This window comes from Jiangella ureilytica (assembly GCF_004348545.1).
GTDB lineage: Bacteria > Actinomycetota > Actinomycetes > Jiangellales > Jiangellaceae > Jiangella > Jiangella ureilytica.
Genome location: NZ_SMKL01000030.1, coordinates 14,690 through 40,780, shown reverse-complemented (window position 1 = coordinate 40,780; position 26,091 = coordinate 14,690). Strand labels below are relative to the sequence as shown.

Below are 26,091 nucleotides of genomic sequence, written 5' to 3'. Positions count from 1 at the left end.
GTCGGGTCAGGTGGAGCCGATGTCGCTCTGGGCGGCGGCACGGAGGACGGCGGAGCGCTCCCGCGGCGTGATCAGCGCCGCGACCTCGGGCTGGTCGAGCACCTCGCCGACATGGCGGACGAACTCGGCGTGGCTGGCCCAGTCCTCGTCCTCGAGGATGAGGTCGCCGACCGTGCAGCCGTCGGCCAGCGCCCGGTTCGGCACGCCGCTGTCGACGCCGCCGACGACGACGGTCTCACGCTCGTCCGGCGACGGGCACGCGGCCGGCTCGTCCTCCGGGTTCACCCTGAAGTGGTCGAACCCGACCTCGACCGGCGCCGTCTGGCCGCGGCCCTGGTGCAGCGGGCCGATGCCGCCGTCGGTGATCGCGGTGTTCTGCACCGTTCCCGGCATCTCGATCCAGGTGACGCCGTCGACGCTGACCCAGCCGGTGAACGTCGTGCCGGACTTCCTCAGCCGGAACCACCACTCGTCGCCCGGGTTGGCCGGCGCCGGCTGCAGGTTCGGCTGCGTCGCCGACGGCACGTCGCCGGTCTCCGAGCGCAGCTCGACCCGCAGCGTCCGCGGCTGGCCGGGCAAGTTGTCCGACACCAGGTCGAGCTTCACGTAGTCGCCGTCGTCCTCGTAGTACTGCAGCCCGACCTGCTGGTAGCGCTGCTCCAGCGGCGCGTGCACCTTGGTCTGGATCAGCCAGTCCTCGCCCGGCTCGACCGGCTGCAGGAACTGGTTCTGCACGGGCGGGTTGTTGTTGGCGCCGAAGTTGCCGCCGGACGTCGTGTTCACCCAGAGCCGGCCGTCGTCGACCCGGTGGTCGGCGGCCGCCTCACGGATGATCCGCGACCACCGGCAGGTGTCCAGCGCCGTCCCGTCGAACTCGTCGTCGCGGACCGGGCACTGCGACGGCGGCTCCTCGACCTCGACGGTGACGTGGGCGCGGCCGACGCTGCCCGCGCTGTCGGTCGCCGTCAGCACGGCGTCGTACGAGCCCGGCGTCGCATAGGTGTGTGTCGCCGTCGCGCCGGTCGCGGTCGCGCCGTCGCCGAAGTCCCATGCGTACGACACGATCTCGCGGCCGGCCGGGCTGGTCGCGCCGCCGGTGAACGTGACCTGCAGCGGCGCCTGCCCCGCCTCGGGCGACGCCGTCGCCGTCACGACCGGGGCGGACGGGTCGGCGACACCGGGGCCGTTGAAGCGCAGCCAGTCGGCGGAGAGCAGGTCGGGACCGCCGGGCGTGTAGCCGGCGCGCGCCTGGAACACCATGAACAACTCGAACGTGCCGCCCGGGTCCGCCAGCTCGACGTCGAGCTCCTGGACGCTGTCCCAGCTGCCGTTGCTCAGCACCTCGACACTGCCGAGGACCTCGCCGTCGGGCGCGTCCTTGCGGAACTCGATGACGCCGCCCTGGCCGCCCGACGACGCCCCCACCGTCACCGAGTCGATGCCGTGGAAGCTCACCGGGTCGTAGGACACCCAGTCGCCCGGCCGGATCTCGCCCAGCCGGACGCCCGCGCTCGAGCCGGGCCGGGCCAGCGGGGTGACCCCGGTGTTGCCGTCGTAGTACTCCGCCTCGGTCGACTTGGTGCGCAGCTCGACGCCGGACGCGCCCGTCAGCGTGCCGACACCGGCGCCGCCGCGGTCGACGTACACGCCTTCGAGCACGTAGTAGAGGTTGACGTCGCCGCCGTGGCCGCCGTCGGTCATGGTCGGGACGACCCCCTCGCAGCCCTCGACGGTGTCCAGCGGGTGGGCGTGCTCGTCGTGGCCGAGCAGGGTCTGGACCAGCACGTCGGCGCAGTCGATGCCGCCGTCGGCGATGGACCCGTCCTCGGCGTCCTCGACCGCCACCTCGTACGGGATCAGGTCGCCGAAGTCGAAGAACCCGCCGTCGGGCGGCAGCTCGACGGTCACCACCGGCCGGGTGTTGCCGACGACCACCTGCACCGCGGCGAGGGCCTCGCGGCCCTCCTCGTCGGTGACGGTGAGCCGTGCGGTGTACGTGCCGTTGGCGGTGTAGACGTGCGCCGGGTTCGCCTCAGTGGAGCTGCCGCCGTCGCCGAAGTCCCAGGCGTACGTCACCGTGAGGCCCTGCGGATGGCCGCTGCCCTCGCTGGAGAACTGCACGGTCAGCGGCGCCTGGCCGTCCGACGGCGTGGCCGCGGCGCGCGCCGTCGGCGGCCGGTCGCCCGCGACGTAGTCGATGCGGTAGATGCCGGAGTCGTCGTTCGGCTCGCCGCGCAGCGCCCCGCCGAAGTTGCTGCCCCACTCGATGACGTAGAGCGAGCCGTCCGGGCCGAAGTCCATGTCCATCGGCCGGATCCAGGTCTGGTCGATGCCCCACGGGTCGACGGAGTAGACGTCGCCCGCGCTCGCCGACGGGTACCGCTCGCCCACGTGGTCCTCGGCCAGGACGGAGACCGTCTTGATCCAGCGCCGGTCCCACTCGGCGACGAACCACTTGCCGTCGTACGACGGCGGGAACTTGGTGTCGGAGTCCAGCTCCGGGTCGTAGTCGTAGATGGGGCCGCCGTGCGGGGCGATGCCGCCGGTGCCGAACTCCGGCCACTCGGGCGTGGCGCCGTAGTTCTCGAACATCGTCGCGCCCTGGATCGGCGGGAGCTCGCGCAGGCCGGTGTTGTTCGGCGAGTCGTTGACGGGGTTCGCGCAGTCGAACGGGGCGCCCGCCGTCGCCGTCGCGAAGTCGTAGTCGTGGAACGGCCGGTTCGGGCCGATGCAGTACGGCCAGCCGTAGTTGCCGGCCTCGGTGATGAGGTTCCACTCGCCGTGCGCCTGCGGGCCGCGGGTCGCGCTGTTGCTGCGCGCGTCGGGCGAGTGCTCGCCGAGCAGCACGTGTCCCGTCTCGTCGTCGACACGGAACCGGAACGGGTTGCGAAAGCCCATCGCATAGATCTCCGGGCGGGCCTGCGCCGGGTCGTGGGTCTCGGCGTCGAAGAGGTTGCCGTCGGGGACGGTGTAGCCACCGTCGTCGGTCGGCGTGATACGGATGAGCTTGCCGCGCAGGTCCGCCGTGTTGGCCGACGTCGACTGCGCGTCGAAGTGCGCCCGGCCGGGCCGCTCGTCCATCGGCGAGTAGCCGCTGGACTCGAACGGGTCGATGTTGTCACCGAGCGCGACGTAGAGGTTGCCGGCCGCGTCGAAGTCCATGGCGCCGCCCATGTGCACGCCGGACCGGTTCAGCTGCCGGTAGGTCGGGATCTCGATCAGCACCTCCTCGGAGGCGAGGTCGAGCTGGTTCTCGGTCGTCAGCGTGAAACGCGAGATCTGGATCTTCGCTTGGGTCGCGTGCGAGTAGGTGAGATAGATCCACCGGTTCGTCGCGAAGTCGGGGTCGATGGCGATGCCCAGCAGCCCGTCGGAGTCGGGTGTGTAGACGGGGACCGTGCCCGCCGTCGTCACCCCGAGCGTCGACTGGTCGATGACCTTCACCGCGCCGCCGCGCTCGACGAAGACGACCTCGTTCTCGTCGAGGAAGCCCAGCGCCATGGGGTCGGCCGGGTTGGAGGCGATCTGCACCTTGTCGAAGCTCTCCTCGACGGTGCCGCCGCAGTCGCCGTCGGCCACGCCCGCGGCCCACTCGATGCCGCCCTTGAGATGCTCGACGAACTCGGCGTCCTGGAACGCCGCGGCGCTGTGCCCGCCCGCGGTGTACCAGGAGCGGCCGCCGTCGTAGATCTGACACCACGAGAACGGATGATGAGGGCCCTCGGTGAGCCCGGAGATGCCGACCTTGGTGTCGACCCAGGTCAGGACGTGTACGTCACCGACGACGCGCTGGTTCCAGTTGTACCATTCCTCCTCGAACTCCCAGAGCTCCGGCAGGTTCGCCGTCGACGGGTGGACGCGGTCGGTCACCTTCACCCGGCCGTTGATCGTCCCGTCGGGGTTCGTGCCCGGCGGATGGTTGGTGAAGATCGAGCCGACCAGGCCCTCGTACCACTCCCAGTCCCGCTCGGCCGCCGTCGCCGCATGCAGGCCCGTGAACCCGCCGCCGGCCTGGATGAACCGCTGGAACGCGGCCCGCTGATCGGCGTTCAGCAGGTCGCCGCTCTGCGGGGTCGAGTTCGTGTTGTTGAAGATCACGACGTCGAACGTGGCGAGGTCCTCGTCGTTGAAGACCGCGGCGTCGTCGGTGCTGACGACCTCGAAGTCGTGCTCCGCGCCGAGCCGCTCGATGAGCGCCCGGCCGGCGGGGATCGACTGATGGTAGAAGTTGGTGACCTTCGAGAACACGAGCGCGCGGAACCGTGGCTCGGCCGGTTCCTCCTGCGCGGTGGCCGTCGACGCGCCTATGAGGGCGGTCAGCAGCAGCGCCAGCGCGGCGACGATCGAGGTGAGGCGGCGGGTGCTCCAGGACATCGGGCCTCCTTGACCGGAAAGCGCCTTCCCACACGCCGCCGAGCGGCAGGTCGATGGGATGGTAAGGGCTTTCCCGCGTACGCTAGGGACTTTCGTCACCCGGTGTCAATAGATCGTCAGAGCCGTTCGATTCGTCGGTTCGCCATGATCATGTCCCTTGTGCGATCGCTGACACGCCGCAACAGCACGTGATGAAAGCCCGGGATACCGCCCGGGTCCGACGCGCGCCACACCGATGGGCCTCAGAGGGAGGGGAACCCGGCCCACCTCAGGATTCGATGCGACGCAGCAGCTCGGTGAGCGTCCGCAGCTCCTGATCGTCGAAGCGGCCGACCACGTAGTCGTGCACTCCGCGCAGGTGGGTCCCGCTGGCGTCGCGCAGCCGCTCGAACCCGGAGTCGGTCAGCACCGCGTAGAAGCCGCGCCCGTCGCGCTCTGCCTGGGTGCGCTCGACCAGACCCTCTTCCACCATGCGGTCGACCAGACGGGTGAGGCCGCTGGGCGAGAGCATGACCCGCTCGGCCAGTTCGCTCATGCGCAACCGCCGGCCGTCGGCCTCGAGCAGGCGCACCAACACGTCGTACCACGCCAGCGGGAGGTCGTGCACGGCGAGCAGGTCGGCCTCGAGGCGGCGCAGCACCCGCGACTGGGCGCGGATGAACAGTCGCCACACCTCGAGCTGCTCGGGCGTGACCCACTGGTCGGTGTCCTTGCTGGCGGTCATGGTGTCCAGATTTTAGACGCCGCCGCCCGCAAGACGGCGCAGAAGCGCGGCGGACGTAGCATCGACACATGAGCGCGCTCCCCACCGTCGACGACGTCACCGCGGCCCTGGCCGGGGTCAAGGACCCTGAGATCAAGCGACCCATCACCGAGCTGAACATGGTCAAGTCGGTCGACGTGGCGGCCGACGGCCGCGTCACGGTCGCGGTGTACCTCACCGTCGCCGGCTGCCCGCTGCGCGACACCATCACCCGCGACGTCACCGCGGCGGTCATGGCGCTGCACGGCACGACCCAGGTCGAGGTCGTGCTCGACGTCATGTCGGCGGAGCAGCGCAAGGAGCTGTCGCAGCAACTGCGCGGCGGCGCGCCGGAGCGCGAGATCCCGTTCACCAAGCCCGGCTCGCTGACCCGCATCTACGCGGTCGCGTCGGGCAAGGGCGGGGTGGGCAAGTCGTCGGTCACGGCGAACCTCGCCGTCGCCATGGCCGCCGACGGCGTCCGCGTCGGCCTGGTCGACGCCGACATCTACGGGCACTCGATCCCGCGCATGTTCGGCGTCGAGGGCTCGCAGCCCACCGTCGTCGAACGGATGATCATGCCGGTGCCGGCGCACGGCGTGAAGCTCATCTCGACGGAGATGTTCAAGCCCGACCGCGACATCCCGGTGGCCTGGCGCGGCCCCATGCTGCACCGCGCGCTGCAGCAGTTCCTCACCGACGTCTACTGGGGCGACCTCGACGTCCTGCTGCTCGACCTGCCGCCCGGCACCGGCGACGTCGCCATCTCACTGGCACAGCTGCTGCCGAACGCCGAGATCGTGGTCGTCACGACGCCGCAGCTGGCCGCGGCCGAGGTGGCAGAGCGCGCGGGCTCCATCGCCATGCAGACCCACCAGCAGGTCGCCGGCGTCATCGAGAACATGTCCTTCCTGCCCTGCCCGCACTGCGGCCCGGAGCACCGGCTCGAGGTGTTCGGCACCGGCGGCGGGCAGCGGGTCGCCGACGGCTTGAGCCGGCGGCTGGGCGCGACGGTGCCGCTGCTCGGCGAGATCCCGCTCGACACCCGGCTGCGCGAGGGCGGCGACGCGGGCACCCCACTGGTCCTCGGCGAGCCCGATGCCCCCGCGGCGGCCACGCTGCTCCAGGTCGCCAAGCGGCTCTCGCACCGCCAGCGGGGCCTGGCCGGCATGTCGCTGAGCCTCTCCCCCGCTGGCTGATGGCAGGGTCGGCGGATGCGCCGCCGCGCACCATCGCACTGCTGCTCACCGTCGCGCTGCTCGTCGCCTGCGGGAGCGACGACGGCGGCAGCTCCGGCTCCGGCGATCCCACCGGTGCGCCGCCGGGCACCGCGATCACCGCGGAGCTGACCGTCCCGCCGGGCACCGTCCTGGCCGGCGCGCCGTTCGCGTACGCCGCCGAGGACGACGGACCGGTGGCCGGCACCGAGGCGCTGCTGCTGGTCACCGGCGACCCGGTCGAGGCGTTCGCCGACCTGGTCGAGCAGGTCCGCACGGCCGGGCTCGACCCGCTGACCTACCACCCGGACGCAGACGCCGAGCCGTCGACCTGCCTGGTCGCCGACGTCACGTACCCGGAGACCGCCGGCGAGCGCTGGCCGCTGGGCAGCGACGACATCCCCGGCGGCGACGACCCGCTCAGCCTGGAGTGCGAGGCGCACGCGTTCGGGCCCAGCGGCTACCGGCTCGACCTGAAGCTCGTGGTCAGCGAGCACTCGGAGCCCTACCTCTCGTTCATCCGGGTCACCGAGGTGCAGGACAGCCCGTCGTCGCCGCTGCCCGATCTCGAGGCCGAGGCGCCGACACCCGAGGGCGACTCGCCGGTCACCGCGCCGGAGTTCCCCGCCGAGCTCCCCGGCCCCGGCGACACCATCGGCGCGCCGTTCACCCCGTCCGGCGAGGAGCACCGACTCCTCGACGGCTACGCGCTGGCGGCGCCGCCGGTGCTGCCGGCGTGCGTCACCGGCGGCCTCGTCGCCGTCGTCGGCGGCACCGAGGACCAGACCACGGACGAGGCCGTCGGCACCTGGGTCGAGCACCTGGGCGCGGACTCGTTCGCGCAGGTCCCCGCGCCCGACAGCGACGTCACGACCACGCACGACGGCGTCAGCCTGCGGCGGGTGGTGCTCAGCGGCCCCGGCGCCGGGACGGTCACCGTCACCGGCGTGGGCGGCTACGTGCTGCTGGACCGCTGCAACGACTGAGCGGCGTCACTCCGGCTCGTTCGCGCCCGGCCCGCCGATGCGGAACGGCGTGTGGACCCCCGTGTAGGCCAGGTGCGCCACCAGCCCCTGGCGGGCGTGCACCAGGTCGTGGCAGTGGTCCAGCCAGATGCCCGGATTGCCGGCGACGAACGCGATCTCGTACGTCTCGTCGCGGCCGACGTCGAGGGAGTCGACGACCCACGGGCTGCCGGTCGCCGGCTCGCCGTCACGGCTCAGCACGACGGCGTGGTGCCCGTGCAGGTGCATGGGGTGGTTGTCGGCGCCGGAGCTCTCGATGCGCATGCGCACCACGTCGCCGTCGCTCACCACGAACATCGGGACGTCCGGGAACATCCGGCCGTTGACCGTCCAGTGCCTGCCCGGCCGCCCGTCGACCAGCCCGAACCGCCGGCCGATGCGGTACTCGAACTCGCGGTCGGGGTCGCCCGGGTCGAACCCGAGCGGCGCCGGCGTGCCGTAGTGCAGCAGGTCGACGTCGTCGGCCGGGGCGTCCTGCGCGTCGGGCGGCGAGACGTCGGCGTCCGGCGGCGCCACCACGACCGTCACCCCGCCCAGCTCGATCCGCACCGCCGTCCCGTCGGCGGGCACCTCGAACCCGAGGTCGGCCCGGCCGCCGGCGGCCAGCACGACGGCGGCCGTCACCGGCCCCGGCTCGTGCACCTCGTGCCCGTCGACCGCGAGCAGCCGGAACGCGACGCCGTCGGCCAGCCACGCCCGCTTGACCTCGTTGTCGGTGTTGACCAGCCGGACCCGGACCGACTCCCCCGGCGCCGCGTCGACCCGCAGCCCGTCGCGCCGGCCGTTCACCGTGGGCCCGTCTCCGTACGTGTGCACGGCCGCCACGACGTCGTGGTCCGCCGCCTCCCCCGTGGGCGGCGCGACCACGAGCGTCCCGAACAGGCCGCCGCGCACCTGGGCGTGCGAGACCTGGTGCGAGTGGTACCAGTAGGTGCCGGCGTCGTCGGCGACGAACCGGTACGTGTGCGTCCCGCCGACCGCGACGGCGTCCTGCGTGACCCCGGCGACCCCGTCCTCGGCGTTCGGGACGTCGACCCCGTGCCAGTGCAGCGTGACGCCGTCCGGCACTGACTCGTTGACCAGCGTCACCTCGACCAGGTCGCCCTGCTCCACCCGCAGCTGCGGCCCGGGCGTGCTCCCGTTCAGCGTGTAGCGGTCGCCGTCGCGGGCCGCGACCAGCTCGACGGCGACGTCGGCCGGCCGGTCCCGCGGGCCGGTCAGCTCGCTCACGTCGCGGTCGCCGGGCTGGCGCGGCGGGCCCTCCCAGCCGTGCGCCGTGTGGCCGCCGTGCACCTCGTCGGCCGGGCCGCCGCCGAACTCGGCGTGCCCCATGCCCATCACCGAGTACGTGGCGGGCAGCCGGCTCGACGACCACAGCAGCCCGACGGTCACCAGGATCGCCAGCGCCGCCAGCGATGCGATGACCAGCCGGTCGTTCCGCCGCCGCCGGCCCGGCTCAGACCCGAGCGGCATCGCCGGTGGTCTCCGCCGCCGCGACCGCCGGACCCGCGGCTGCCCGCGTCGCCACCACCGCCAGCGCCAGGATCACGAAGGCGTTGACGCCGTGCAGCAGCCCGATCGCCGGTGCCTCGAACGCCGCGAAGCCCAGCGTGATCTGCAGCGCGACCGCCAGCAGGAGCAGCGCCGCCCACTTCACGCCGCCGCGGACCTTCGCGACGAACGACACGATGAGCAGCGCCAGCACCAGCAGCGGGATGACCATCGTCCCGCCGATGCCATGCAGCATCGGTCCGGCGTTGGGCAGGTCGGAGTCCGAGGTGACCACCGCCCCGCTCTCCACCTCGTTGATGACCCCGAACGTCCCGAACGCGACGGCCGCGGCCTGGAACACCACCGCCAGCGCGATCAGCCCACTCAACACCCGGTACGTCGCCCGCATGAGGGCCTCCTCTCCTCAGCGACGACGCTACGGAGACGGCGGCCGGCGGGGCAGGGTGCCAGCAGGCGATTCGGCGGGGTGCCAGCACCCGTCAGGAGCCGAGGGCGACCGGCCGGCCCCGGCGCCACCCGTGAGCCGGTTGAGCATCGCTCGTGAGCGCCGGCAGCCGGACGGTCAGCGTCGCACCCCCACCGCTCCCGACGGTGATCGTGCCGCCGTGCGCGTGCACGATCGCCTCGGCGATGGCCAGCCCGAGCCCGGTCGAGCCGCCGGCCCGGTTCCGGGCGGTGTCGGCGCGGCTGAACCGCTGGAACAGCCGCGGCCGCAGGTCCGCGGGGATGCCCGGCCCGTCATCGCGCACCTCGACGACCACCTCGTCACCCACGACGCGACAGGACGCCCACACCGTCGTGCCCGCCGGCGTGTGCACCCGCGCGTTGCCGAGCAGGTTCGCCAGCACCTGCCGCAGCCGGCCCTCGTCGCCGCAGACCAGCACCGGCGCCGGTGACGGACCGAGGTCCAGCCGCCAGACGTGGTCCGGCCCGGCGGCGTGCGCGTCGGCGACGGCGTCGACGGCGAGCGCGGCCAGGTCGACCGGCGCCCGCTCCAGCGGCCGGCCGGCGTCGAGGCGCGCGAGCAGCAGCAGGTCGTCGACGAGCCCGGTCATGCGGCCGGCCTCGGCCTCGACCCGGCCGATCGCGTGCGCGGCCGACGGCGGCACGGTGTCGGGCGAGCGGCGCACCAGTTCGGCGTAACCGCGGATCGAGGCCAGCGGCGTGCGCAGCTCGTGGCTGGCGTCGGCGACGAACCGGCGCACCTGCTGCTCGGACTCGTGCCGCGCCGACAGTGCCGTCTCGACGTGGCCGATCATGCGGTTGAACGCCGCGCCCACGCGGCCGACCTCGGACCGCTGCGCCGCGAGGGCGGGCGGCACCCGCGGGATCGTGTCCACCTCGCCGCGGTCCAGCGGGAGCTCGGTGACCTGGCGCGCGGCCTCGGCGACCCGGTCCAGCGGCCGCATCGCCCGCCGGACCAGCACCGTCGCCGCCCCCGCGGCGATCGCGACCCCGGCGGCGGCCAGCCCGACCTCCAGGCCGATGTACGAACGCAGCGTGCCCGCGACGTCCGCGGTGCTCATGGCCGTGACGACGGAGTCGCCGCCCCCGGCCGGCTGGCAGACGGCGTGGAACGCACCCAGGCCGGGCAGGGCCGCGACGCGGATCTCGCCGTCGCACGGCAGCGCCGTCAGCACCGCCGTCTGGGCGTCGTCGAGCGGCTGGAACTCGCCCGCCGCGTCGACGTAGCCGGCCTGCCCGACCTGCCCGTCCTCGGCGTAGACCTCGACGGTGCCGGCGGCCTGGCCGGGCACGGCGTGCGGCTCGTCCGGCCCGCCGAACCCGTGGCCGCCCGGGTCGGCCGACCCCTTGGCCCGGTCGGCCGCCGCCAGCAGCCGGCTGTCCAGCTGGTCGTACAGCGACGAGCGCAGCACCAGCGCCGACACCAGCGCGAGCGTCGCCGTCACCGTCAGCACCAGCGCCACGACCGTCCAGACCAGCCGCCGCCGCAGCGGGTGCCGGGTCACGGGCCGCTCGCCGGCTTGAGCTGGTACCCCACGCCGCGCACGGTGTGGATCATCGGCGTGCGCCCCTTGTCGATCTTGCGCCGCAGGTAGGAGACGTACAGCTCGACGATGTTCTCCTGGCCGCCGAAGTCGTACCGCCAGACGCGGTCCAGGATCTGCGCCTTGGACAGCACCCGGCGCGGGTTGCGCATGAAGTAGCGCAGCAGCTCGAATTCGGTGGCGGTGAGGTGGATCGGCTCGCCGTCGCGGCCGACCTCGTGCGCCTCCTCGTCCATGACCAGGTCGCCGACGGTGAGGACGGCGTCCTGGCGGGCCCGCGTCGCCCCGGCCCGGCGCAGCAGCCCGCGCAGCCGCGCGACCAGCTCCTCGAGGCTGAACGGCTTGGTCACGTAGTCGTCGCCGCCCGCGGTGAGCCCGGCGACGCGGTCCTCGACGGCGTCGCGGGCGGTGAGGAAGAGCACCGGGACGTCCGGCCGGTGCGCCCGGATCCGCCGCATCACCTCGATGCCGTCGAGGTCGGGCAGCATCACATCGAGCACGACGGCGTCCGGCGGCTGTTCGATCGCTGCGCGGACGGCGTCCTGGCCGGTCATGGCCGTCGTGGTGGACCAGCCCTCGTACCTGAGGACCGAGGTCAGCAGCTCGGCGAGGTTCGGTTCGTCGTCGACCACCAGCACGCGCGGGAGGGTGTCGGTCATGCGTCCGGTCTACGCGCCGAGATTGAGAGGCTGCTGAGCCGACCCTGTGAAGTTGCTGTGAGACGCCCGGGAGCCGCCACCGGCGACGGCGACGGCTCCCGGTGCGGACGCCGGTCAGGTGGTGGCGGTGCTGCTGGACTCCGCATCCGGCGTGGACTGTTCCGGCGCGGATCCCTCCTCGTCGCAGCCCTCGCCGCGGCCGCCCGGCGCGTCCGGCCGGGCCCGGTTCGGCTCCGTGGTGTCCGGCGACTCCGGCTGCGCGGACTCCGGCGCGGACTCCGGCGCGGACTCCGGCGCGGACTCCGGCGCGGACTCCGGTGCGGACTCCGGCGCGGACGGCGACGACGGGGCGGGCGTGGAGTCGGCGGCCGCGGCGATGCCGTAGCCGCCGAGCAGCACTCCGCCCGAGACGGCCGCCGCCACGATCGGCGTGCGCCAGCGCCTCAGGCGGTCGCGGGTGAGTGTCGTGCTGTCGGACATCGGTCCTCCCGTGGGGTGGGTGAGCGCGCACCGGCCGGTGCACGTGCGCTCCACGGTCGGCGCCGAACCTGTGCTCAGGCCTCGCCGGAGCTGTGTGCTGGCTGTGCGTCGACGGCGCCGGCGATGGTCACGTCGACCAGCCGCCCGCCCACCCGCAACCCGCGCAGCACCGCCGACCGGTCCACCGACGCGAGCCGCGACGACACCGTCAGCGACCCGTCCAGCTCCGGACGCAGGCCGAAGAACCCCTCGACCACCAGCGCGGACCACGCGCCGGCCGACGAGCAGGACCAGTCGATGAGGTACGGGAACTGCGGCGGCGACTTCACCGCGCCGCCGTTGACCGGCTCCCCCGCCTCCTCGACGAAGTGCGCCTGCCCGGGCGGGCCCTGGTTCGCCGACCGCGCGAGCCCCGGCAGCCAGGCGGCGGCGACGTCGGGCCGGCCCAGCTCGATCAGCGACCGCGCGGCGTCGGCCGGCCAGGCCGGGTAGGCGCCGTTCCACTGGTGGTCCGGGCGCAGGCTGAAGGCGGCGTCGTCGTCGTACGGCGACAGCGCCCGCATCCAGGCCGGCGTCTGCAGCTCGCGGACGAAGAACGCCACCATCTCCTCGCGCCGCCGCTCCGGCAGGTCGGCCGCGATGGTCATGCCGACGGTGGTGAAGTCGTAGCAGTGCCGCACCGGGACCAGCCGGCCGTCGGGCCGGCGGGCGTGCCAGAAGCCCTGCCCCTCGACGTACAGCTCGCCGACCTCGGGCACCAGCGCATCGGCCTTCTTCCGCAGCTCCTGCGCGCGGCCGCCGTCGCCGCGCAGCTCTGCCACCTCGGCCGCCGCCCGCAGGCACCACACGTTGGCGGCGTTGAGGCCGGCCACCTCGTGCACGTAGGAGCTGACGCACTCGAGCAGGTTGTCGATCTCGCCGTAGTCGGCCAGCGCGTGCGACGTGCGCAGGCCCTCCCAGGCGGTGGCCCAGTCGGCGACGTGCTCGGCGACGGCCTTCGCCGGACCATCGTGGGCGGCCAGCTCGACGCCGAGGAAGTCCGGCGCGCCGTTCCAGCGCACATAGTCGCGGACCAGCCGGATCATCGCATAGTCGTTGACGGAGTACCAGTAGCCGGCCGGGCCGCCGGTCTGCCACTCGGTGCCGAAGTGCCGGTGGATGTCGAGGGAGATCCAGTGCTCGATCTGCCGGCGCATCGGCTCCGGGTCCAGCAGCGCGTGGATCATCGAGCTGAGGCTGAAGTCCCAGATGAACGTGGTGCCCTGCCAGTACCGCGGCATCAGGGTGTCGTAGACGCGGCCGAGGTGGCTGGCGGGGCTGTCGCGGCGGAACCAGATGACGCCCATGACGCCCCACCAGTACAGCCGGCGCAGCGCGTCGTTGGACGTCTCGAGCGTCGGCACATGCCCGCTGAACTGGTCGTTCCCCGGCGTGAACGCGGCCTCGAGCGTGGCGTCCCAGAGACGGCGGGCGGCCTCGACCTGCCCGAGCACATCGGCGACGACGGTGTCGTAGGCGGCCAGCGCGCCCTCGGCGTCGGTGCCCACCACGTGCACGTAGCCGAACCGGTATCGCTCGCCGGGCTCCAGCCGGACGTCGACCTCGAGCATCCGCTCACGCACGCGGGCGCCGTCGGCGTCGAGGCCCTGCACGCTCACCGCCTCGGTGGTCGCGGCGCGGCCCAGCAGCGCGGCGCGGCCGGGCACGGGCGCGAGTGTGTTGGGCTCCGACGGCGGCTCGGGCGTGCGCCACGCGCCGGCCTGCGTCGCCGTCGACGCCACGGACAGGCCCAGCCGGACTCCGCGCTCCGCGGCCGACGTGTTCGTCACGACGACGTCGACGGCGACCCCCGCGACACCGGGCGGCGTCACCGTCGTCGACTCCACGATGAGGTCGCCCAGCCGGGTGGAGCGGACGACGCGGTCGGGCCGCCACTGGATCGCGACCGCCGCCCCGAACGAGCGCAGCAGCCGTCCGTCGATCCACAGCGAGCCGGTGACGGTGTCGCCGTGCGAGACCGGGGCGAAGTTGACGCTTCGCACCGCCGTGACGTCATGGTCGGCCTGCACGGCACCGAGGAAGTTCGTCAGGCCGGGCGGGTTGACCATGTCGTCGTAGGCCTGCACGACGGGGTCGGAGGTGAAGTCGTCGACGGTGGGGATGAGCCGCATCGGTCAGCGTCCTCCGAGGTCGACCGGGCCGCCCTGCGCCGGGTCGGCCCAGTCCGAGTTGGGCAGCAGCGGATACCAGCCGGGCCGGCCGGGATCGCGGTCGTATGGGTACCCACCCAGTTCCCGATACAGCTCGGCGTACTCGGCGACCTTGTCGCGGTCGAGCTCGACGCCGAGCCCCGGCCCGTCGGGCACGTCGATGCCGCCGCCGGTGTACCGGAACGGCCCGCCGGCGATGACGTCACCGGTCAGGTGGTGGTAGTGCGCGTCGGCGGCGAACGACAGGTTCGGCACGACGGCGCCCAGGTGCAGCATGGTGGCCAGCTGGATGCCCAGCTCGCCGGACGAGTGCACGGCCACGCCCAGCTGGAACGTCTCGCAGACCGCCGCCGCCTTGACGCACTGACGGATGCCGCCCCAGAACGTGGTGTCGAGCAGCACGACGTCGACGGCGGGATCGCGCACGTTCGCGGCCAGCTGCTCGAAGGTCACGACGACGGTGTTCGTGGCGATCGGGATGGCGGTGTTCTCGCGGACCCGGCGCAGCCCGTTCATCCCCCAGGTCGGGTCCTCGAGGTAGTCGTTGCGCAGCCCCTCGATGGCCGCGGCGAACCGGACCGCCTCCTCGGCCGACCAGGCGCCGTTGGGGTCGTGGCGCAGCCGGTCGCCGGGGAACGCCTCGGCCAGCGCGCGGTAGCACTCGAGCTCGTAGTCGGGCGGGAACACGCCGCCCTTGAGCTTGTGCACCGTGAAGCCGTGCCGCTCCTTCAGCTCGCGGGCGTGCGCGACCAGCTGCGCGGGCGTGCGCACCTCGCCGCTGCCGTCGGCGCCCGGGTAGCGGAAGAACAGGTAGCTGGCGAACGCGACGCGGTCGCGTACCTTGCCGCCGAGCAGTTCGTGCACCGGCACGCCGAGGTGCCGGCCCTGCAGGTCCAGGCAGGCGAACTCGACGGCCGCCAGCAGCTGGGTGCGGTTGTTGTAGAGGCTGGCCGTCGGGTTGGCGAGCATGAACCGCAGCGCCTCGGTGCGGGCGGGGTCGTGGCCGACCAGGTAGTCGCGCAGGCCGCGGACGGCGTCCTCGGCGCTCTGACCGCCGCCGCCCATCTCACCCAGCCCGACCAGCCCGTTGTCGGCCTCGACCTCGACGATGGTGCGGACGAACCGGCCCCAGTGCGCGCCGTTGCTGTGCCGCAGCGGCGCCTCGAGCGGCACCGTCACGGTGGTCGCCCGCACGTCGACGATCTTCACGTGCTCAGCTCTCCTTCTCGGGCAGCGCCACCGCGAGCGCGGTGCGCAGGCCGCCGTCGACCACCAGGTCGGTGCCGGTGACGAAGCTGGCCCGCGGGCTCGCCAGGTAGGCGACCGCCTCGGCCACCTCGGCCGGCCGGGCGACCCGGCCCAGCGGGTGGGTCCGGCCCCACTCGGCGACGACGTCATCGGCGGGCCGGCCGCCGGCGAACCGCTGCGCCGCCCAGCGCAGCATGGGGGTGTCGACCGAGCCGGGCAGGACGGCGTTGACGCGCACGCCGTCGGGCGCGTGGTCGAGGGCCATGGCGCGGACCAGCGCGACCAGTGCGCCCTTGGACGCCGCGTAGGCCGCGACGCCGGTCTGCACCTGGTACGCCTGCACGGACGCCACGACGACGACCGAGCCGCCGCCGTGGGCCCGCAGCAGCGGCATCAGGAAATGACAGACGGCGAAGACGCCACGCAGGTTGACGCTCATGACCTCGTCGAACAGCGCCAGGTCCGTCTCTTCGACGGTGCCGTAGCGCTGGATGCCGGCCGCGCAGACCAGGGTGCCGATGCTCCCGAACTCCTCGGTCAGGTCGGCGGCGCAGCGCTCGACGGCGGCGTCGTCGGCCACGTCGAGCTCTCGGACCCGGACGTCCCAGCCGCGCGCCGCCGCCTCGGCTGCCAGCCCGCCGAGCGCCGTCGCGTCGCGATCGAGCGCGACCACGAGGTCGCCGTCGCCGGCCAGCCGCTCCACGACGGCCCGGCCGATGCCCGCCGCGCCGCCGGTCACCACGGCCACAGTCATCGCTACGCCTCCTAGAACTGGCCGAGGTTGAGGCCCCGGCTGAAGATCCGCTGGGTCGACAGGAACAGCACCACCGTCGGCAGCGACACCAGCAGCCCGCCCGCCAGCACGGTCACCAGCGACGACCCGCCGTAGGTGTCCTGCAGGCCGGTGAGTGCCGTCATCAGCGGGCGGACCTCGTCGGACTGGCTGAGCGTGAGGCCCAGCAGCAGGTCGTTCCAGACGAACGTCGCCTGCAGGATGAACACCGCCACCAGCGCGCTGCCGGACATCGGCAGGTAGATGCGCCAGAAGATGCGCCACGTGCTCGCGCCGTCGACGACCGCGGCCTCGAACACCTGGTGCGCGATGCCGCCGAGGAAGTTGCGCATGACCAGCGCCGCGAACGGCACCGAGATGGCCGTGTAGATCGCCACCAGGCCCAGGCGGGTGTCGAACACGTCGGCCTCGACGTAGCCGACGAACAGCGGCATCAGGATCATCTGCAGCGGGAAGATCGTGCCGCCGAACACCAGCACGAACCAGAAGAACCCGTGCTTCAGACGCAGCGCCACGATGCCGAAGCCGACGGCGGCGCCGATCAGCACCGCCAGCGCCGGCGCCACCACGCTGTAGATGACGGTGCTGGTGACGGCGTCGGCGAGGCCCGCAAGGTCCCAGGCCTCGCGCAGATTGTCGACGAGTGCGAACTCGCCGATGGGCCGCCACACCTGGTCCGACGCGTAGCGCGCGGCGGGCTTGGCGGCGTTGACGATCAGCAGGTAGAGCGGCGCCAGCCAGACGACGCCGAGGATCAGCAGGATGGCGGGGCGCAGCACACGGGCGGCCATGTCACACCGTCCGCTCGGTCGACAGCTGACGGCGCAGGTAGGTGATGGCGGCGAGGAACGTGACGGCGCTCAGGAACACCGCGACGGCCGACCCGGAGCCGTAGGCGCTGTTCACGAACGTCTCCTCGTACATCGTGACCGCCAGGGTCTCGGAGTTCCGGCCCGGCCCGCCCTGCGTCATGATCCAGACGATGTCGAACGTCTTCAGGCTGGCCACCAGCCCCAGCCCGACGACCACCGTCGTCAGCGGCCGCAGCATGGGCCAGTACATGTGCCGGAACATCCGCCAGCCCGACGCCCCGTCCAGGCGCGCCGCCTCGATGGGCTCGCGCGGGATCGACTGCAGCCCGATGACGAACAGCAGCGCGTTCACGCCGGTCTGCTGCCAGGCCGCCGCGCCGATCATGACGACGGTGTTCATCGGCGCGTCCAGCAGCCATCGGGTGTCCGCCCCCGGCAGCCCGAACGTGTCGAGGGCCTGGCTCAGCCCGCCGCCGTTCTGCAGCACGAACACCCAGACGATGCCGACGGCGACGCCGGAGATCGCGTATGGGAGGAGGAACGGCAGCCGCAGCCACGCCCCGAACCGCAGCCCGTGCGAGAGCATCGCGATCAGCAGGCCCAGGGCGACCGGCACCGTGATGGTGCCGGCCACCCAGATCAGCGTGTTGCGCAGCGACGTCAGGAAGTTGGCGTCGTCGAACATCGCGCGGTAGTTGTCCAGCCCCACCCACTCGGGCGAGCCGAGGCCGTCGTACTCGGTGAGGCTGATCCAGGTGGTCCAGAGGAACGGCAGGTACAGCAGGACCGCGACCACCACGACCGCGGGCAGGCTGAACGCCCGCGCCGGCCAGCCGTAGGCGTTCCGGTCGCGCCGCCGCGGCTCGCGCGGTGCGGAGCCGCCGGCGGACGTCGGGGGTGCGGCGGTGGCCGGCGCGGACATCGTCGTTCTCCCTCAGCCCTGCTCGCTCCAGTAGGCGTCGGCCTCGGCCTGGATGGTCTCGAGGATCGGCATGGGGTCGCCCGGGTTCGTGACGAAGGCCCCGAAGCCGTCGAGCGCCGCCGTCAGCACCGGCGTCGGCGTCGCCTCGAAGTACCGCTCGAGCAGCAGGTAGTCGTCGCCGGCGGACTGCTCGTTCAGCTCGGCGAGCGCCTGGTCCTGTACCAGCGCCTTCGGGTTGAACGACACGTCGCCGCGGGCGTTGGCCCAGGTGGTCTGCGCCTCCTCGGACATCCACCACTCGGCGTACTGCAGCGCCGACGTCTCGTTCTCGGCGTCCTTGGCGGTGCACATGGGGCCGGTCTCGAAGATCAGCGAGGTCTGCGGCAGCTCGGCGTTGGCGTTCGGGATGACGAAGAAGTCGTAGTCGGTGCCCGACACCATGCTGACGCTGTTGAGCTGGCCGCTGAGGAACGTCCCGAAGTTGATCATCGCGACGGTGCCGTTCTTCAGCTGGTCCTGCGGCGTGGTCTGGTCGCCCGGGTCGCCGAAGTAGCCGGTTTCGAGCATGGTCCGCCACTGCTCCATGACCTCGACGATGCCGGGGTCGGTGTAGCTGGCCTCGCCGTTGGAGAGCGCGTTGTAGAGATCGGGATCGGTGCCGGCCAGCAGCGTCTGGAACCAGACGAACGAGAACAGGATGTTGGTCTCGTAGAACGGGGTGACGCCGTTGGCCAGCAGGGTGTCGGCGACGGTCATGAGCTCGGTCCAGCTGGTGGGCTCGGCCAGGCCGTACTGCTCGAAGAGCGGCTTGTTGTAGTACATGACCCAGTAGGCGGCGTTCATGGGCACGCAGTACTGCTCGTCGCCGACGGTGAAGTGCTCGCGCAGCGCCTCGGGCACGTTGCCGTCGCTGATGGCCGACTCCCAGATGTCCGTGGTGGGCGCCAGCAGGTCCTCGGCGACCAGGTCCTCGAGCTCGCTGCCGGTGTGCCAGGTGAACAGGTCCGGCTTCTCGTTGGTCCGGAACGACTGCCGGATGAAGGCCGAGTACTGGTCGGCGTCGGAGTAACCGGTGAAGTCGAGGCCGAGGCCCAGGCTCAGCTCCGACACGTCGGACACCTCGAGGAACTGAGGCTCCCAGGCGCCCTTGTCGGTGTAAAAGTTGATCATGCCGGGGCCGGCGGAACCCTCGGTGTCGTCGTCGTCCCCACCGCCGCACGCGGCCAGGACCAGCGCTGAACCGGCCACGGCTGCGAGCACCGCACTGTGACGCATTCTCACGATGATTCACCTCGTTGCATTCGTGTATGACATCGGGTGTAACCCGTCAGCATGTGCCCGTGACAGGTCGGCATGACGGCCTTGTGGCTATCGGCCGGATTCGGGTGCCCTGGCGCGGATCGCCTCGATGACGTTGTCGAGGTGCTCCTTGCTGGCCCGGTAGGCCTCGCCCGCGTCGCCGCCGAGCACCGCGCGCGCAATGCGCCGGTGCTCCTCGAAGTCCTCGTCCTCGTCGCCGTGCAGTCGCAGGATCTCGCGCTGTTCCTGGGCGTGGACCAGCACGATGGAGTCGACCACCTCGGCCAGCACCGTGTTTCCCGACGCCTGCGCGACCGCCCGGTGGAAGTCGAGGTTGACCAGCCACAGCCGCTCGTTGCGACTGATCAGGCACTGCTCGGCCTCGGCCAGCGTCTCGGAGATGCGCGCCACCCCGTCCTCGTGCCGGACGGCGGCGGCCACGGCCGCGATGGGCGGCTCGATGGTGCTCCGCGCCTGCAGCAGGTCGACCAGGCTCTCGCTGGTCAGCAGCGGCCCGTGCGGGTTCGGCAGCACCGAGCGGCGCACGTTCTCGCCCACGTACACCCCGGACCCGTGCCGCAGCACGACCACGCCCATCGCCTCGAGCCGGCGCAACGCCTCGCGCATGGTCGGGACGGCGACGGCGAACCGCTCGGCCATGGACCGGACGGTGTCCATCTGCGCGCCCGCCTCGAGCCGGCGCTCACGGATCAGCTGCACGACACCCGCCGCCAGCTCGTCAGCCAGCGTCCGGCGACCCGCTTCTCCGGTGGTCATGGGAGTGATTAGATCACTAAATCACTTTTCTGTCGATAGGGCTGACTACGCGCGGGACCACAGTCACGTGTTGTCATGCGAGCCGGGATCGGCCGATCGCGGCGTTCGCCGAGGTGAGCGGCAGCGTGCGGGCGTCCGCCGGGAAACCGGGGTTGGCGGGGGTTTGAGGTGGGCTCCCCGTCCCCCTGCTGCCCATTCTCTTAGCCCCGGCCGCCCGCCTCAAGCCGGCGCCCGCTGTGGTCACCTCGCCGCTGTGCTTGCGGGGCTTCGGCTTGACCCGGGCACCCGGGGCTTAAGAACGGGCAGCTATCAGGGGGACGGGGAGGAACTGGGCACGCCTCACCGTTTCGCGTCCCCGTTTCGCGTCCCCGTTCGCGCCCCCGTTTCGCGTGCCCGTTTCGCCCAGTTGGCCCGGTTCGCCGGGCTGTGCACCGCGATGATCATCGGCGATCCGCTACATCACCAGGCCTTCTGCCACATCACCAGGCATGCATGCCTCGTGAAGCGGCAGAGAACCTCGTGATGCCCCCGCCAACGCCGCCAAATCCCACCACGTGGACACCAACAGGCCCGATGACGCCGCGCCCGTCGCCAGACTCCCCCCGTCCCCCTGATAGCTGCCCGTTCTTAGACCGCGGGGACCCGGGTCAAGTCCAAGCCCCCAACCACACGGCCAAGCAACCACAGAGGGCACGGACTTGAGGCGGGTCCCCGCGGCTAAGAGAATGGGCAGCAGGGGGACGGGGGAACCCCACCAACCGGATCAGGTGGCGTCCGGGTCGAACCGCGGCGACCTGGAGGCCTCGGCGTTCACCGGCACCTGCTCCTGCTCGTCGTCTGCCGATGCGACGACCGGCTCGGCGGGCGGGCCCTCGGGGGTGTCCTCCATGGGAGGCGGCGGGTTGTCGAAGTCGGGGACGTCGTCCTCCGGCGGAGGCGGGACGTCGGCGGACGGGGGCGGCACGTCGACCACCTCGCCCACGTGCTCGGTCCCCGTGCTCGCCGCCGTCGACGGGCGGGTGCCGTTGACGCCATTGGTGCCGTTGGTGCGGCTGGAGCCGGCGTCGTCGTCGTCGAGGCCGAGGTCGATGCCGTCGAGCACCTTGGAGCGCACGAAGGACTTGGGGTTGCGCAGGTCCGAGAGGGTCTTCAGATCCTCTTTGTCGATGCCGAGATCGCCGACACTGCCGGAGAGGTCCTTGCGGGCGTTGGCCACCATGGTGCGCAGGTCGCGGACGAACCCGGCGGCCTGCTTGGCCATCTCGGGCAGCCGGTCGGGGCCGAAGACGAGCAGGGCCACGACGAGTAGCACGAACACCTCGCCGATACCTATGTCGAACACAGCCGGCCCCCACGTCCGCTACGTACGTGCATCCGTCCCCGCAAGACTACGTGCTGCGTCAACCTACGGCCGAGCCCAGGGTGAGGGTGAAGGTGAGCTCCTCGCCCTCGCGGTCGACGACCACCTCGATCTGGTCGCCGGGCTCGTGCGCGCGCAGCCGGACGATCAGCTCGGCCGGGGTGCGGATGTCTTGGCCGTCGACCTCGACGACGACGTCGCCGGACTCGATGCCGACCTCGTCGGCCGGGCCGCCTGGGCTGACGCCGGGGCCGTTGTCGCCGTTTTCGGCCACCCGTGCGCCGGTGCCGACGAAGCCGTTGTCGAGCAGCACGCCCATGACCGGGTAGACGGCCTCGCCGTCGGCGATGAGCTGCTGCGCGGTGCGCTGCACCTGCTCGATGGGGATGGCGAAACCGAGGCCGATGGAGCCGACCTGCTCGCCGAGGCCGAGGCTGGCGATGGCGGAGTTGACGCCGATGACGCGCCCGGCGCTGTCGACCAGCGGGCCGCCGGAGTTGCCGGGGTTGATGGCGGCGTCGGTCTGGAGCGCGTTGATGTAGGACTGGTCGTCCTCGCCGCCCGCGGTGACCGGCCGCTCCAGCGCCGAGACGATGCCGCTGGTGACGGTGGCGTCGAGGCCCAGCGGGCTGCCGATGGCGACGACGGGGTCGCCCACGGCCACGGAGGCGGAGTCGCCGAAGACCACCGGCTGGAGGTCGTCGGCGTCGACGCGCAGCACGGCGATGTCGTAGCTGGGGCTGGTGCCGACCAGCTCGGCGGTGAGCCGGCGGCCGTCGACGAAGGCCAGCTCGATGCCGTCCTCACCCGCGGAGGCGATGACGTGGTTGTTGGTGATGACGTAGCCGTCCTCGGAGATGATGAAGCCCGAACCGCCGGCGTCGGCCACACTGACCGACACCACGCTGGGCAGCACGCTGGCGGCCACGCCCGCGATGGACTCCGGCGGCCGCTCGACCAGCCCGGCGGGGTCGGCGCCGATGACGGTGACGGTGTCGCCGCCGCCCGACGCGTCGTCGTCGATGGCCTCGGCCACCAGGCCGCCCGTGGCGCCGGCGGCCAGCGCCAGCAGCAGCACGCCGAACGTCGCCAGGCCGCGGCGGCGCTTCGGCGCCCGCCCGTGCCCGGGCGCGCCGGCCGGGACGCCGTTGCCGTGCGGCGCGGTCTCGATGAACCGCGTCGGCGCCTCGACGGGCCGGGTGGTCGCCGGTGCCGTCCCATTGCCGGCGGCGGCACCGGCACCGGCGCCCGCGGCCAGCCGGCGCGTGACCGCGCCGGGGTCGGCGAGGCCCGGAGCCGGCCGGCTCGTGCCCTCGGTGTACCGCCAGGACCCGCCCGCCCAGGGGTCGGCGCCCGTCCGCTCCTCGGGCGACGTGACGTGCCCCAGACTGGTCCAGCCTGCCTTCATGGCGTCATTCTCCCAGCCGACGGCGCGCCGCGCACCGTCCGGTCGTGATGAGTGCGGATCAGTCGAAGGGGTTGAGCCACGACCCCACCCGCTGCGCGCCCCGGGCGATGCGGTCGCCGAAGCCGTCCTTCTTCTGCTCGGGTTCGGCGGCGGGGTCGGGCGGCAACTGCTGGAGCAGGTCGCGGACGCTGGCCAGCGGCGCCTCGGCGACGACGGTGATGACGCGACCGCCGCTGGACCACATGAGCCGGGCCGGCGGGCCGGGGCGGGTGTAGACGACGCCGTCCTCGTAGTCGGCGGTGTCGTAGCCCTCGAGCTCATCGGGGTCGAGCCAGCCGGACTGCTCGAACACCGACACCGTCATGACGCCGTCGGAGTAGCTGAGCTGGATGGCGTCGCCGACCCGCCGCGCCTCGTAGAGGTCCATGCCCTCGCCCAGCGAGCCGGGGCAGTGCCAGCCGTCCTCGCGCAGGTCCTCGATGTCGTCCCAGCGGAGCATGGTGTCTTCGGGCTGCTCGTACACCGCCGCGGAGCCGACCCCCGAGGGCGACTCGCAGCACAGGTCGGGACCGCCGATGGTGATGTCGATGAACGCGCTGGCGCTGAGCGGATAGCCGTCCTGCGCGAACGACTCGCGGCGCAGCGGCAGGCCGGTCTCGCGGTCGAGCCAGAGCTTCGCGGCGACGGAACCGTCGCTGCGGAACGCCTCGATGACATCGGTGTAGCGCCCGGCGACGGCGTCCTCGCCGGCCAGCCGGACGGTGTAGGCGCCGAGCAGGAGGTCGGCCGGGCCCTCGCCGGCCAGCCAGCGCGAGGCGGTGCGGCCGTCGAGGATGGCGGTCTGGCGGTCGTGCAGGCTGATCTCGGTCTGGCCGCCGGCGCCGTGGCGCACCTGGACGATGGCGCTGGTCGACTCGGCCGACTGGGTCAGCGCCGACCACGTGGAGACGTACTGGGTGCCGTGGTACGAGACGTGCTCGGCCGCCGTGGCCGACTGGCGCAGCAGCTGGACGGCGCGGGGATCGTCGCCGACGTCGCGCGAGGCGGCCGGGACCACCTGCACGAAGACGGCGAGCGCCCCGACCAGCAGGGGTACGGCCAGGGCCGGCACGACCAGGGCGGCCAACCCGCCGGTCCTGCCGTGCCCGACGCGGTAGCCCAAACTCACCAGCCGTCTCCGGAGCGACTTTCGTTGGTGACCAGCAGCGACGACGGCTCGCCGAAGGGCAGCCCGCCGACGGAGCGCGCGTGCTCGAAGGTGAACTCGTCGAGCGGCGGCACCACGCTGACCGGGGTGTCGGGCGTGCCGGGCGAGTCCGAGCCCGTGCCGCCGATGGAGGCCAGCAGGATGAGCATGGCGCCCGTGGTGCACATGCCCAGCGCGACCACGCGCACAGCGCGGACGCGGCGACCGGAGCGGGCGCCGGGGCGTGAACCGGACGGGCCCGACGACGGCCGGGAGTCGCGCGGGCGCCAGCCGGCCACCGGCGCCGGGTGCGCTGCGGACGCGGGCGGGGCGGGGGGCAGCGGCTCGCCGGGCTCGGCCAGCGCGAGCAGGCTCGCCACCAGCTTCTGCGACGGCGCGACGTCGGGCAGCGAGCGCAGCGCGTTGCGGGCGTCGCGCTCGATCTCGACGGCCTCGCGGCAGTGCTCGCAGACGGTCAGGTGGACCAGCGCGCGGTCGCGCTCGTCGTGTTCGAGGCGGTCGTCGACGAGGTCGCTGATCCGCTCGTCGAGGTGTTTCATACCGGGTCTCCGTGGTCGCGCGGCGCCTCGGCCTCGGTGTCGCGGAGGCTGAGCGCACGGGCGTCGTCAGGGGCGCGGTGGTCCAGCGCGGCGCGCAGCTGGGCGCGGCCCCGGTGAATGCGGCTGCGGACGGTGCCGAGCTTGATGCCGAGAGTGGCCGCGATCTCCTCGTACGACAGACCCTCGATGTCGCAGAGCACCACCGCCGCCCGGAAGTCGGGCGGCAGCGCCTCGAGCGCCTTCTGGATGTCGGCCTCGAGCATGCTGTCGGTGATGACGCGCTCGGGCGTGGGCTCGCGGCCGTGCAGCCGCTCGGCGGCGTCGTCGGCCAGGGCGTCGAACCGGATGCGCTGCTTGCGGCGGACGGAGTCGAGAAAGAGATTGGTGGTGATGCGGTGCAGCCAGCCCTCGAAGGTGCCGGGCGTGTAGGAGGACAGGGAGCGGAACACCCGGACGAAGACGTCCTGGGTGAGGTCCTCGGCGTCGTGCGCGTTGCCGGTCAGGCGGTACGCCAGTCGGTAGACCCGCCCCGAGTGCTCGCGGACGATCTCTTCCCAGCTGGGCGGCGTCCAGGTCTCAACGTCGACCACGCGGGGTCCTTCCTCGACACGGCTCGTCGGCACGAGCGCTACGTCCATCGTCACCCATTGCCCCTCTCGTGGCCAATCAGGGAAGCCCCCCATCTATTCCCGACGTTCCCTGTACCTCAGAACGATCCAGGACGCCGCAGAGGTTCCGGTCCCTCCATGTGGAACCTTGACGGCCTAAGCTCAGGACTGACACAGTTCGCGCGCGACACTGGCGACACACTGGACGTTCGGACCAGGAGGCGGTCATTTCCACGGGCAGCACCACCGCGATCTCGTCGGAGTCGTGGGCCTACGCGGAGGCCTACCTCGACGAGGACCAGGTCATCGGCCGCGCCCGGCAGCGGGCCGCCGAGGTCGGCGCCGTCCCCATCGGGCCCGGCGGGGGCGCCGCGCTGCGGCTGCTCGCGGCGGCGCTCGACGCGCGCACCGTCGTCGAGGTCGGCACCGGCTGCGGTGTCTCCGGCCTCTACCTCCTCAACGGCATGCGCACCGACGGCGTTCTGACCAGCGTCGACATCGAGTCCGAGCACCAGCGGCTGGCGCGCGAGGCGTTCACCGAGGCGAACGTCCCGGCCAACCGCACCCGGCTCATCGCCGGCCCGGCGCTCGAGGTGCTCCCCCGGCTCACCGACGGCGCCTACGACCTCGTCTTCTGCGACGGCGACAAGAACGAGTACAGCGACTACCTCCAGCAGGCACTGCGGCTGCTGCGCCCGGGCGGCGCCGTGGCCTTCGACAACGCGCTCTGGCACGACCGCGTCGCCGACTCCGCCCAGCGCGACCCCGAGACCGTCGCCATCCGCGAACTGGTGCGCCTGGTCCGCGACGACGACCACCTGGTGCCGGCGCTGCTCCCGGTCGGCGACGGCCTGCTGGTCGCCGTCAAGCGCGCCGACTGACGGGCAGCG

At 72.6% G+C, this 26,091-nt stretch carries 22 protein-coding genes; 3 read left to right on the top strand and 19 right to left on the bottom strand.

Annotated features, from left to right (window positions below):
- Window positions 1-6 precede the first annotated feature (6 nt).
- Complete coding sequence (locus tag E1212_RS14900; RefSeq protein ID WP_131983766.1) at window positions 7-4,374, bottom strand: ThuA domain-containing protein; 4,368 nt, start codon at window positions 4,372-4,374, stop codon at window positions 7-9.
- A 268-nt stretch (window positions 4,375-4,642) separates the two neighbouring features.
- Window positions 4,643-5,098 (bottom strand): MarR family winged helix-turn-helix transcriptional regulator, encoded by a 456-nt coding sequence (locus tag E1212_RS14895; RefSeq protein WP_131983764.1) that lies wholly within the window; start codon window positions 5,096-5,098, stop codon window positions 4,643-4,645.
- A 68-nt stretch (window positions 5,099-5,166) separates the two neighbouring features.
- Here E1212_RS14895 and E1212_RS14890 point away from each other — a divergent pair, with 68 nt between their 5' ends.
- Window positions 5,167-6,315 (top strand): Mrp/NBP35 family ATP-binding protein, encoded by a 1,149-nt coding sequence (locus E1212_RS14890; RefSeq protein WP_131983762.1) that lies wholly within the window; start codon window positions 5,167-5,169, stop codon window positions 6,313-6,315.
- Window positions 6,315-7,319: a hypothetical protein gene (locus E1212_RS14885; protein ID WP_131983760.1), complete on the top strand. Its 1,005-nt coding sequence runs from the start codon at window positions 6,315-6,317 to the stop codon at window positions 7,317-7,319. Before E1212_RS14890 ends, E1212_RS14885 begins: the two co-directional genes overlap by 1 nt.
- 6 nt (window positions 7,320-7,325) lie before the next feature.
- On the opposite strand, the gene E1212_RS14880 is transcribed toward E1212_RS14885, so the two are convergent.
- The 17 genes from E1212_RS14880 to sigE form a co-directional block, all read right to left on the bottom strand.
- Window positions 7,326-8,831: a multicopper oxidase family protein gene (locus tag E1212_RS14880; RefSeq protein ID WP_131983758.1), complete on the bottom strand. Its 1,506-nt coding sequence runs from the start codon at window positions 8,829-8,831 to the stop codon at window positions 7,326-7,328.
- Window positions 8,815-9,258, bottom strand: a complete 444-nt coding sequence (locus E1212_RS14875; protein WP_131983756.1) for a hypothetical protein — start codon at window positions 9,256-9,258, stop codon at window positions 8,815-8,817. Before E1212_RS14875 ends, E1212_RS14880 begins: the two co-directional genes overlap by 17 nt.
- Before the next feature lie 91 nt (window positions 9,259-9,349).
- Entirely contained in the window at window positions 9,350-10,840 is a 1,491-nt protein-coding gene (locus tag E1212_RS14870) for a sensor histidine kinase (protein ID WP_131983754.1), read from the bottom strand.
- Window positions 10,837-11,538, bottom strand: a complete 702-nt coding sequence (locus tag E1212_RS14865; RefSeq protein ID WP_131983752.1) for a response regulator transcription factor — start codon at window positions 11,536-11,538, stop codon at window positions 10,837-10,839. Before E1212_RS14865 ends, E1212_RS14870 begins: the two co-directional genes overlap by 4 nt.
- 114 nt (window positions 11,539-11,652) lie before the next feature.
- Window positions 11,653-12,018, bottom strand: a complete 366-nt coding sequence (locus E1212_RS29455; RefSeq protein ID WP_162605474.1) for a hypothetical protein — start codon at window positions 12,016-12,018, stop codon at window positions 11,653-11,655.
- 74 nt (window positions 12,019-12,092) lie between these two features.
- Window positions 12,093-14,189, bottom strand: coding sequence for a glucosidase family protein (locus tag E1212_RS14855; protein ID WP_131983750.1), 2,097 nt, complete (start codon window positions 14,187-14,189; stop codon window positions 12,093-12,095).
- Between the two features lie 3 nt (window positions 14,190-14,192).
- Window positions 14,193-15,437, bottom strand: a complete 1,245-nt coding sequence (locus tag E1212_RS14850) for an enolase C-terminal domain-like protein (protein WP_131983749.1) — start codon at window positions 15,435-15,437, stop codon at window positions 14,193-14,195.
- Window positions 15,438-15,441: 4 nt separating this feature from the next.
- Window positions 15,442-16,230 (bottom strand): SDR family NAD(P)-dependent oxidoreductase, encoded by a 789-nt coding sequence (locus tag E1212_RS14845; RefSeq protein WP_131983747.1) that lies wholly within the window; start codon window positions 16,228-16,230, stop codon window positions 15,442-15,444.
- 11 nt (window positions 16,231-16,241) lie between these two features.
- Window positions 16,242-17,060 (bottom strand): carbohydrate ABC transporter permease, encoded by an 819-nt coding sequence (locus tag E1212_RS14840; RefSeq protein ID WP_131983745.1) that lies wholly within the window; start codon window positions 17,058-17,060, stop codon window positions 16,242-16,244.
- Window position 17,061: 1 nt separating this feature from the next.
- Window positions 17,062-18,003: a carbohydrate ABC transporter permease gene (locus tag E1212_RS14835; protein ID WP_131983743.1), complete on the bottom strand. Its 942-nt coding sequence runs from the start codon at window positions 18,001-18,003 to the stop codon at window positions 17,062-17,064.
- Window positions 18,004-18,015: 12 nt separating this feature from the next.
- The gene (locus tag E1212_RS14830; RefSeq protein ID WP_131983741.1) at window positions 18,016-19,284 is read right to left on the bottom strand and encodes an ABC transporter substrate-binding protein; all 1,269 of its coding nucleotides are present in this window, start codon (window positions 19,282-19,284) and stop codon (window positions 18,016-18,018) included.
- Between the two features lie 87 nt (window positions 19,285-19,371).
- Window positions 19,372-20,079, bottom strand: coding sequence for a FadR/GntR family transcriptional regulator (locus E1212_RS14825; protein ID WP_131983739.1), 708 nt, complete (start codon window positions 20,077-20,079; stop codon window positions 19,372-19,374).
- Window positions 20,080-20,842: 763 nt separating this feature from the next.
- Window positions 20,843-21,421, bottom strand: coding sequence for a twin-arginine translocase TatA/TatE family subunit (locus tag E1212_RS14820; RefSeq protein ID WP_131983737.1), 579 nt, complete (start codon window positions 21,419-21,421; stop codon window positions 20,843-20,845).
- 58 nt (window positions 21,422-21,479) lie between these two features.
- The gene (locus E1212_RS14815) at window positions 21,480-22,847 is read right to left on the bottom strand and encodes a S1C family serine protease (RefSeq protein WP_162605473.1); all 1,368 of its coding nucleotides are present in this window, start codon (window positions 22,845-22,847) and stop codon (window positions 21,480-21,482) included.
- A gap of 58 nt (window positions 22,848-22,905) precedes the next feature.
- Window positions 22,906-24,015, bottom strand: coding sequence for a sigma-E factor regulatory protein RseB domain-containing protein (locus E1212_RS14810; protein ID WP_131983733.1), 1,110 nt, complete (start codon window positions 24,013-24,015; stop codon window positions 22,906-22,908).
- Window positions 24,012-24,593 (bottom strand): anti-sigma factor family protein, encoded by a 582-nt coding sequence (locus E1212_RS14805; RefSeq protein ID WP_131983731.1) that lies wholly within the window; start codon window positions 24,591-24,593, stop codon window positions 24,012-24,014. Before E1212_RS14805 ends, E1212_RS14810 begins: the two co-directional genes overlap by 4 nt.
- The gene (gene sigE, locus E1212_RS14800) at window positions 24,590-25,231 is read right to left on the bottom strand and encodes an RNA polymerase sigma factor SigE (protein ID WP_131983836.1); all 642 of its coding nucleotides are present in this window, start codon (window positions 25,229-25,231) and stop codon (window positions 24,590-24,592) included. The genes E1212_RS14805 and sigE overlap by 4 nt, the downstream gene beginning before the upstream one ends.
- Window positions 25,232-25,428: 197 nt before the next feature.
- Here sigE and E1212_RS14795 point away from each other — a divergent pair, with 197 nt between their 5' ends.
- Window positions 25,429-26,082 carry an O-methyltransferase gene (locus E1212_RS14795; protein ID WP_338033791.1) on the top strand — a complete coding sequence of 218 codons (654 nt, stop codon included), beginning with the start codon at window positions 25,429-25,431 and terminating at the stop codon, window positions 26,080-26,082.
- The last annotated feature ends 9 nt before the right edge of the window (window positions 26,083-26,091 follow it).

Coding starts and splice junctions, on each gene's coding strand:
- E1212_RS14900 (WP_131983766.1), bottom strand. CDS start 4,374: ATGTCCTGGAGCACCCGCCGCCTCACCTCGATCGTCGCCGCGCTGGCG.
- E1212_RS14895 (WP_131983764.1), bottom strand. CDS start 5,098: ATGACCGCCAGCAAGGACACCGACCAGTGGGTCACGCCCGAGCAGCTC.
- E1212_RS14890 (WP_131983762.1), top strand. CDS start 5,167: ATGAGCGCGCTCCCCACCGTCGACGACGTCACCGCGGCCCTGGCCGGG.
- E1212_RS14885 (WP_131983760.1), top strand. CDS start 6,315: ATGGCAGGGTCGGCGGATGCGCCGCCGCGCACCATCGCACTGCTGCTC.
- E1212_RS14880 (WP_131983758.1), bottom strand. CDS start 8,831: ATGCCGCTCGGGTCTGAGCCGGGCCGGCGGCGGCGGAACGACCGGCTG.
- E1212_RS14875 (WP_131983756.1), bottom strand. CDS start 9,258: ATGCGGGCGACGTACCGGGTGTTGAGTGGGCTGATCGCGCTGGCGGTG.
- E1212_RS14865 (WP_131983752.1), bottom strand. CDS start 11,538: ATGACCGACACCCTCCCGCGCGTGCTGGTGGTCGACGACGAACCGAAC.
- E1212_RS29455 (WP_162605474.1), bottom strand. CDS start 12,018: ATGTCCGACAGCACGACACTCACCCGCGACCGCCTGAGGCGCTGGCGC.
- E1212_RS14855 (WP_131983750.1), bottom strand. CDS start 14,189: ATGCGGCTCATCCCCACCGTCGACGACTTCACCTCCGACCCCGTCGTG.
- E1212_RS14845 (WP_131983747.1), bottom strand. CDS start 16,230: ATGACTGTGGCCGTGGTGACCGGCGGCGCGGCGGGCATCGGCCGGGCC.
- E1212_RS14840 (WP_131983745.1), bottom strand. CDS start 17,060: ATGGCCGCCCGTGTGCTGCGCCCCGCCATCCTGCTGATCCTCGGCGTC.
- E1212_RS14835 (WP_131983743.1), bottom strand. CDS start 18,003: ATGTCCGCGCCGGCCACCGCCGCACCCCCGACGTCCGCCGGCGGCTCC.
- E1212_RS14825 (WP_131983739.1), bottom strand. CDS start 20,079: ATGACCACCGGAGAAGCGGGTCGCCGGACGCTGGCTGACGAGCTGGCG.
- E1212_RS14815 (WP_162605473.1), bottom strand. CDS start 22,847: ATGAAGGCAGGCTGGACCAGTCTGGGGCACGTCACGTCGCCCGAGGAG.
- E1212_RS14805 (WP_131983731.1), bottom strand. CDS start 24,593: ATGAAACACCTCGACGAGCGGATCAGCGACCTCGTCGACGACCGCCTC.
- sigE (WP_131983836.1), bottom strand. CDS start 25,231: ATGGACGTAGCGCTCGTGCCGACGAGCCGTGTCGAGGAAGGACCCCGC.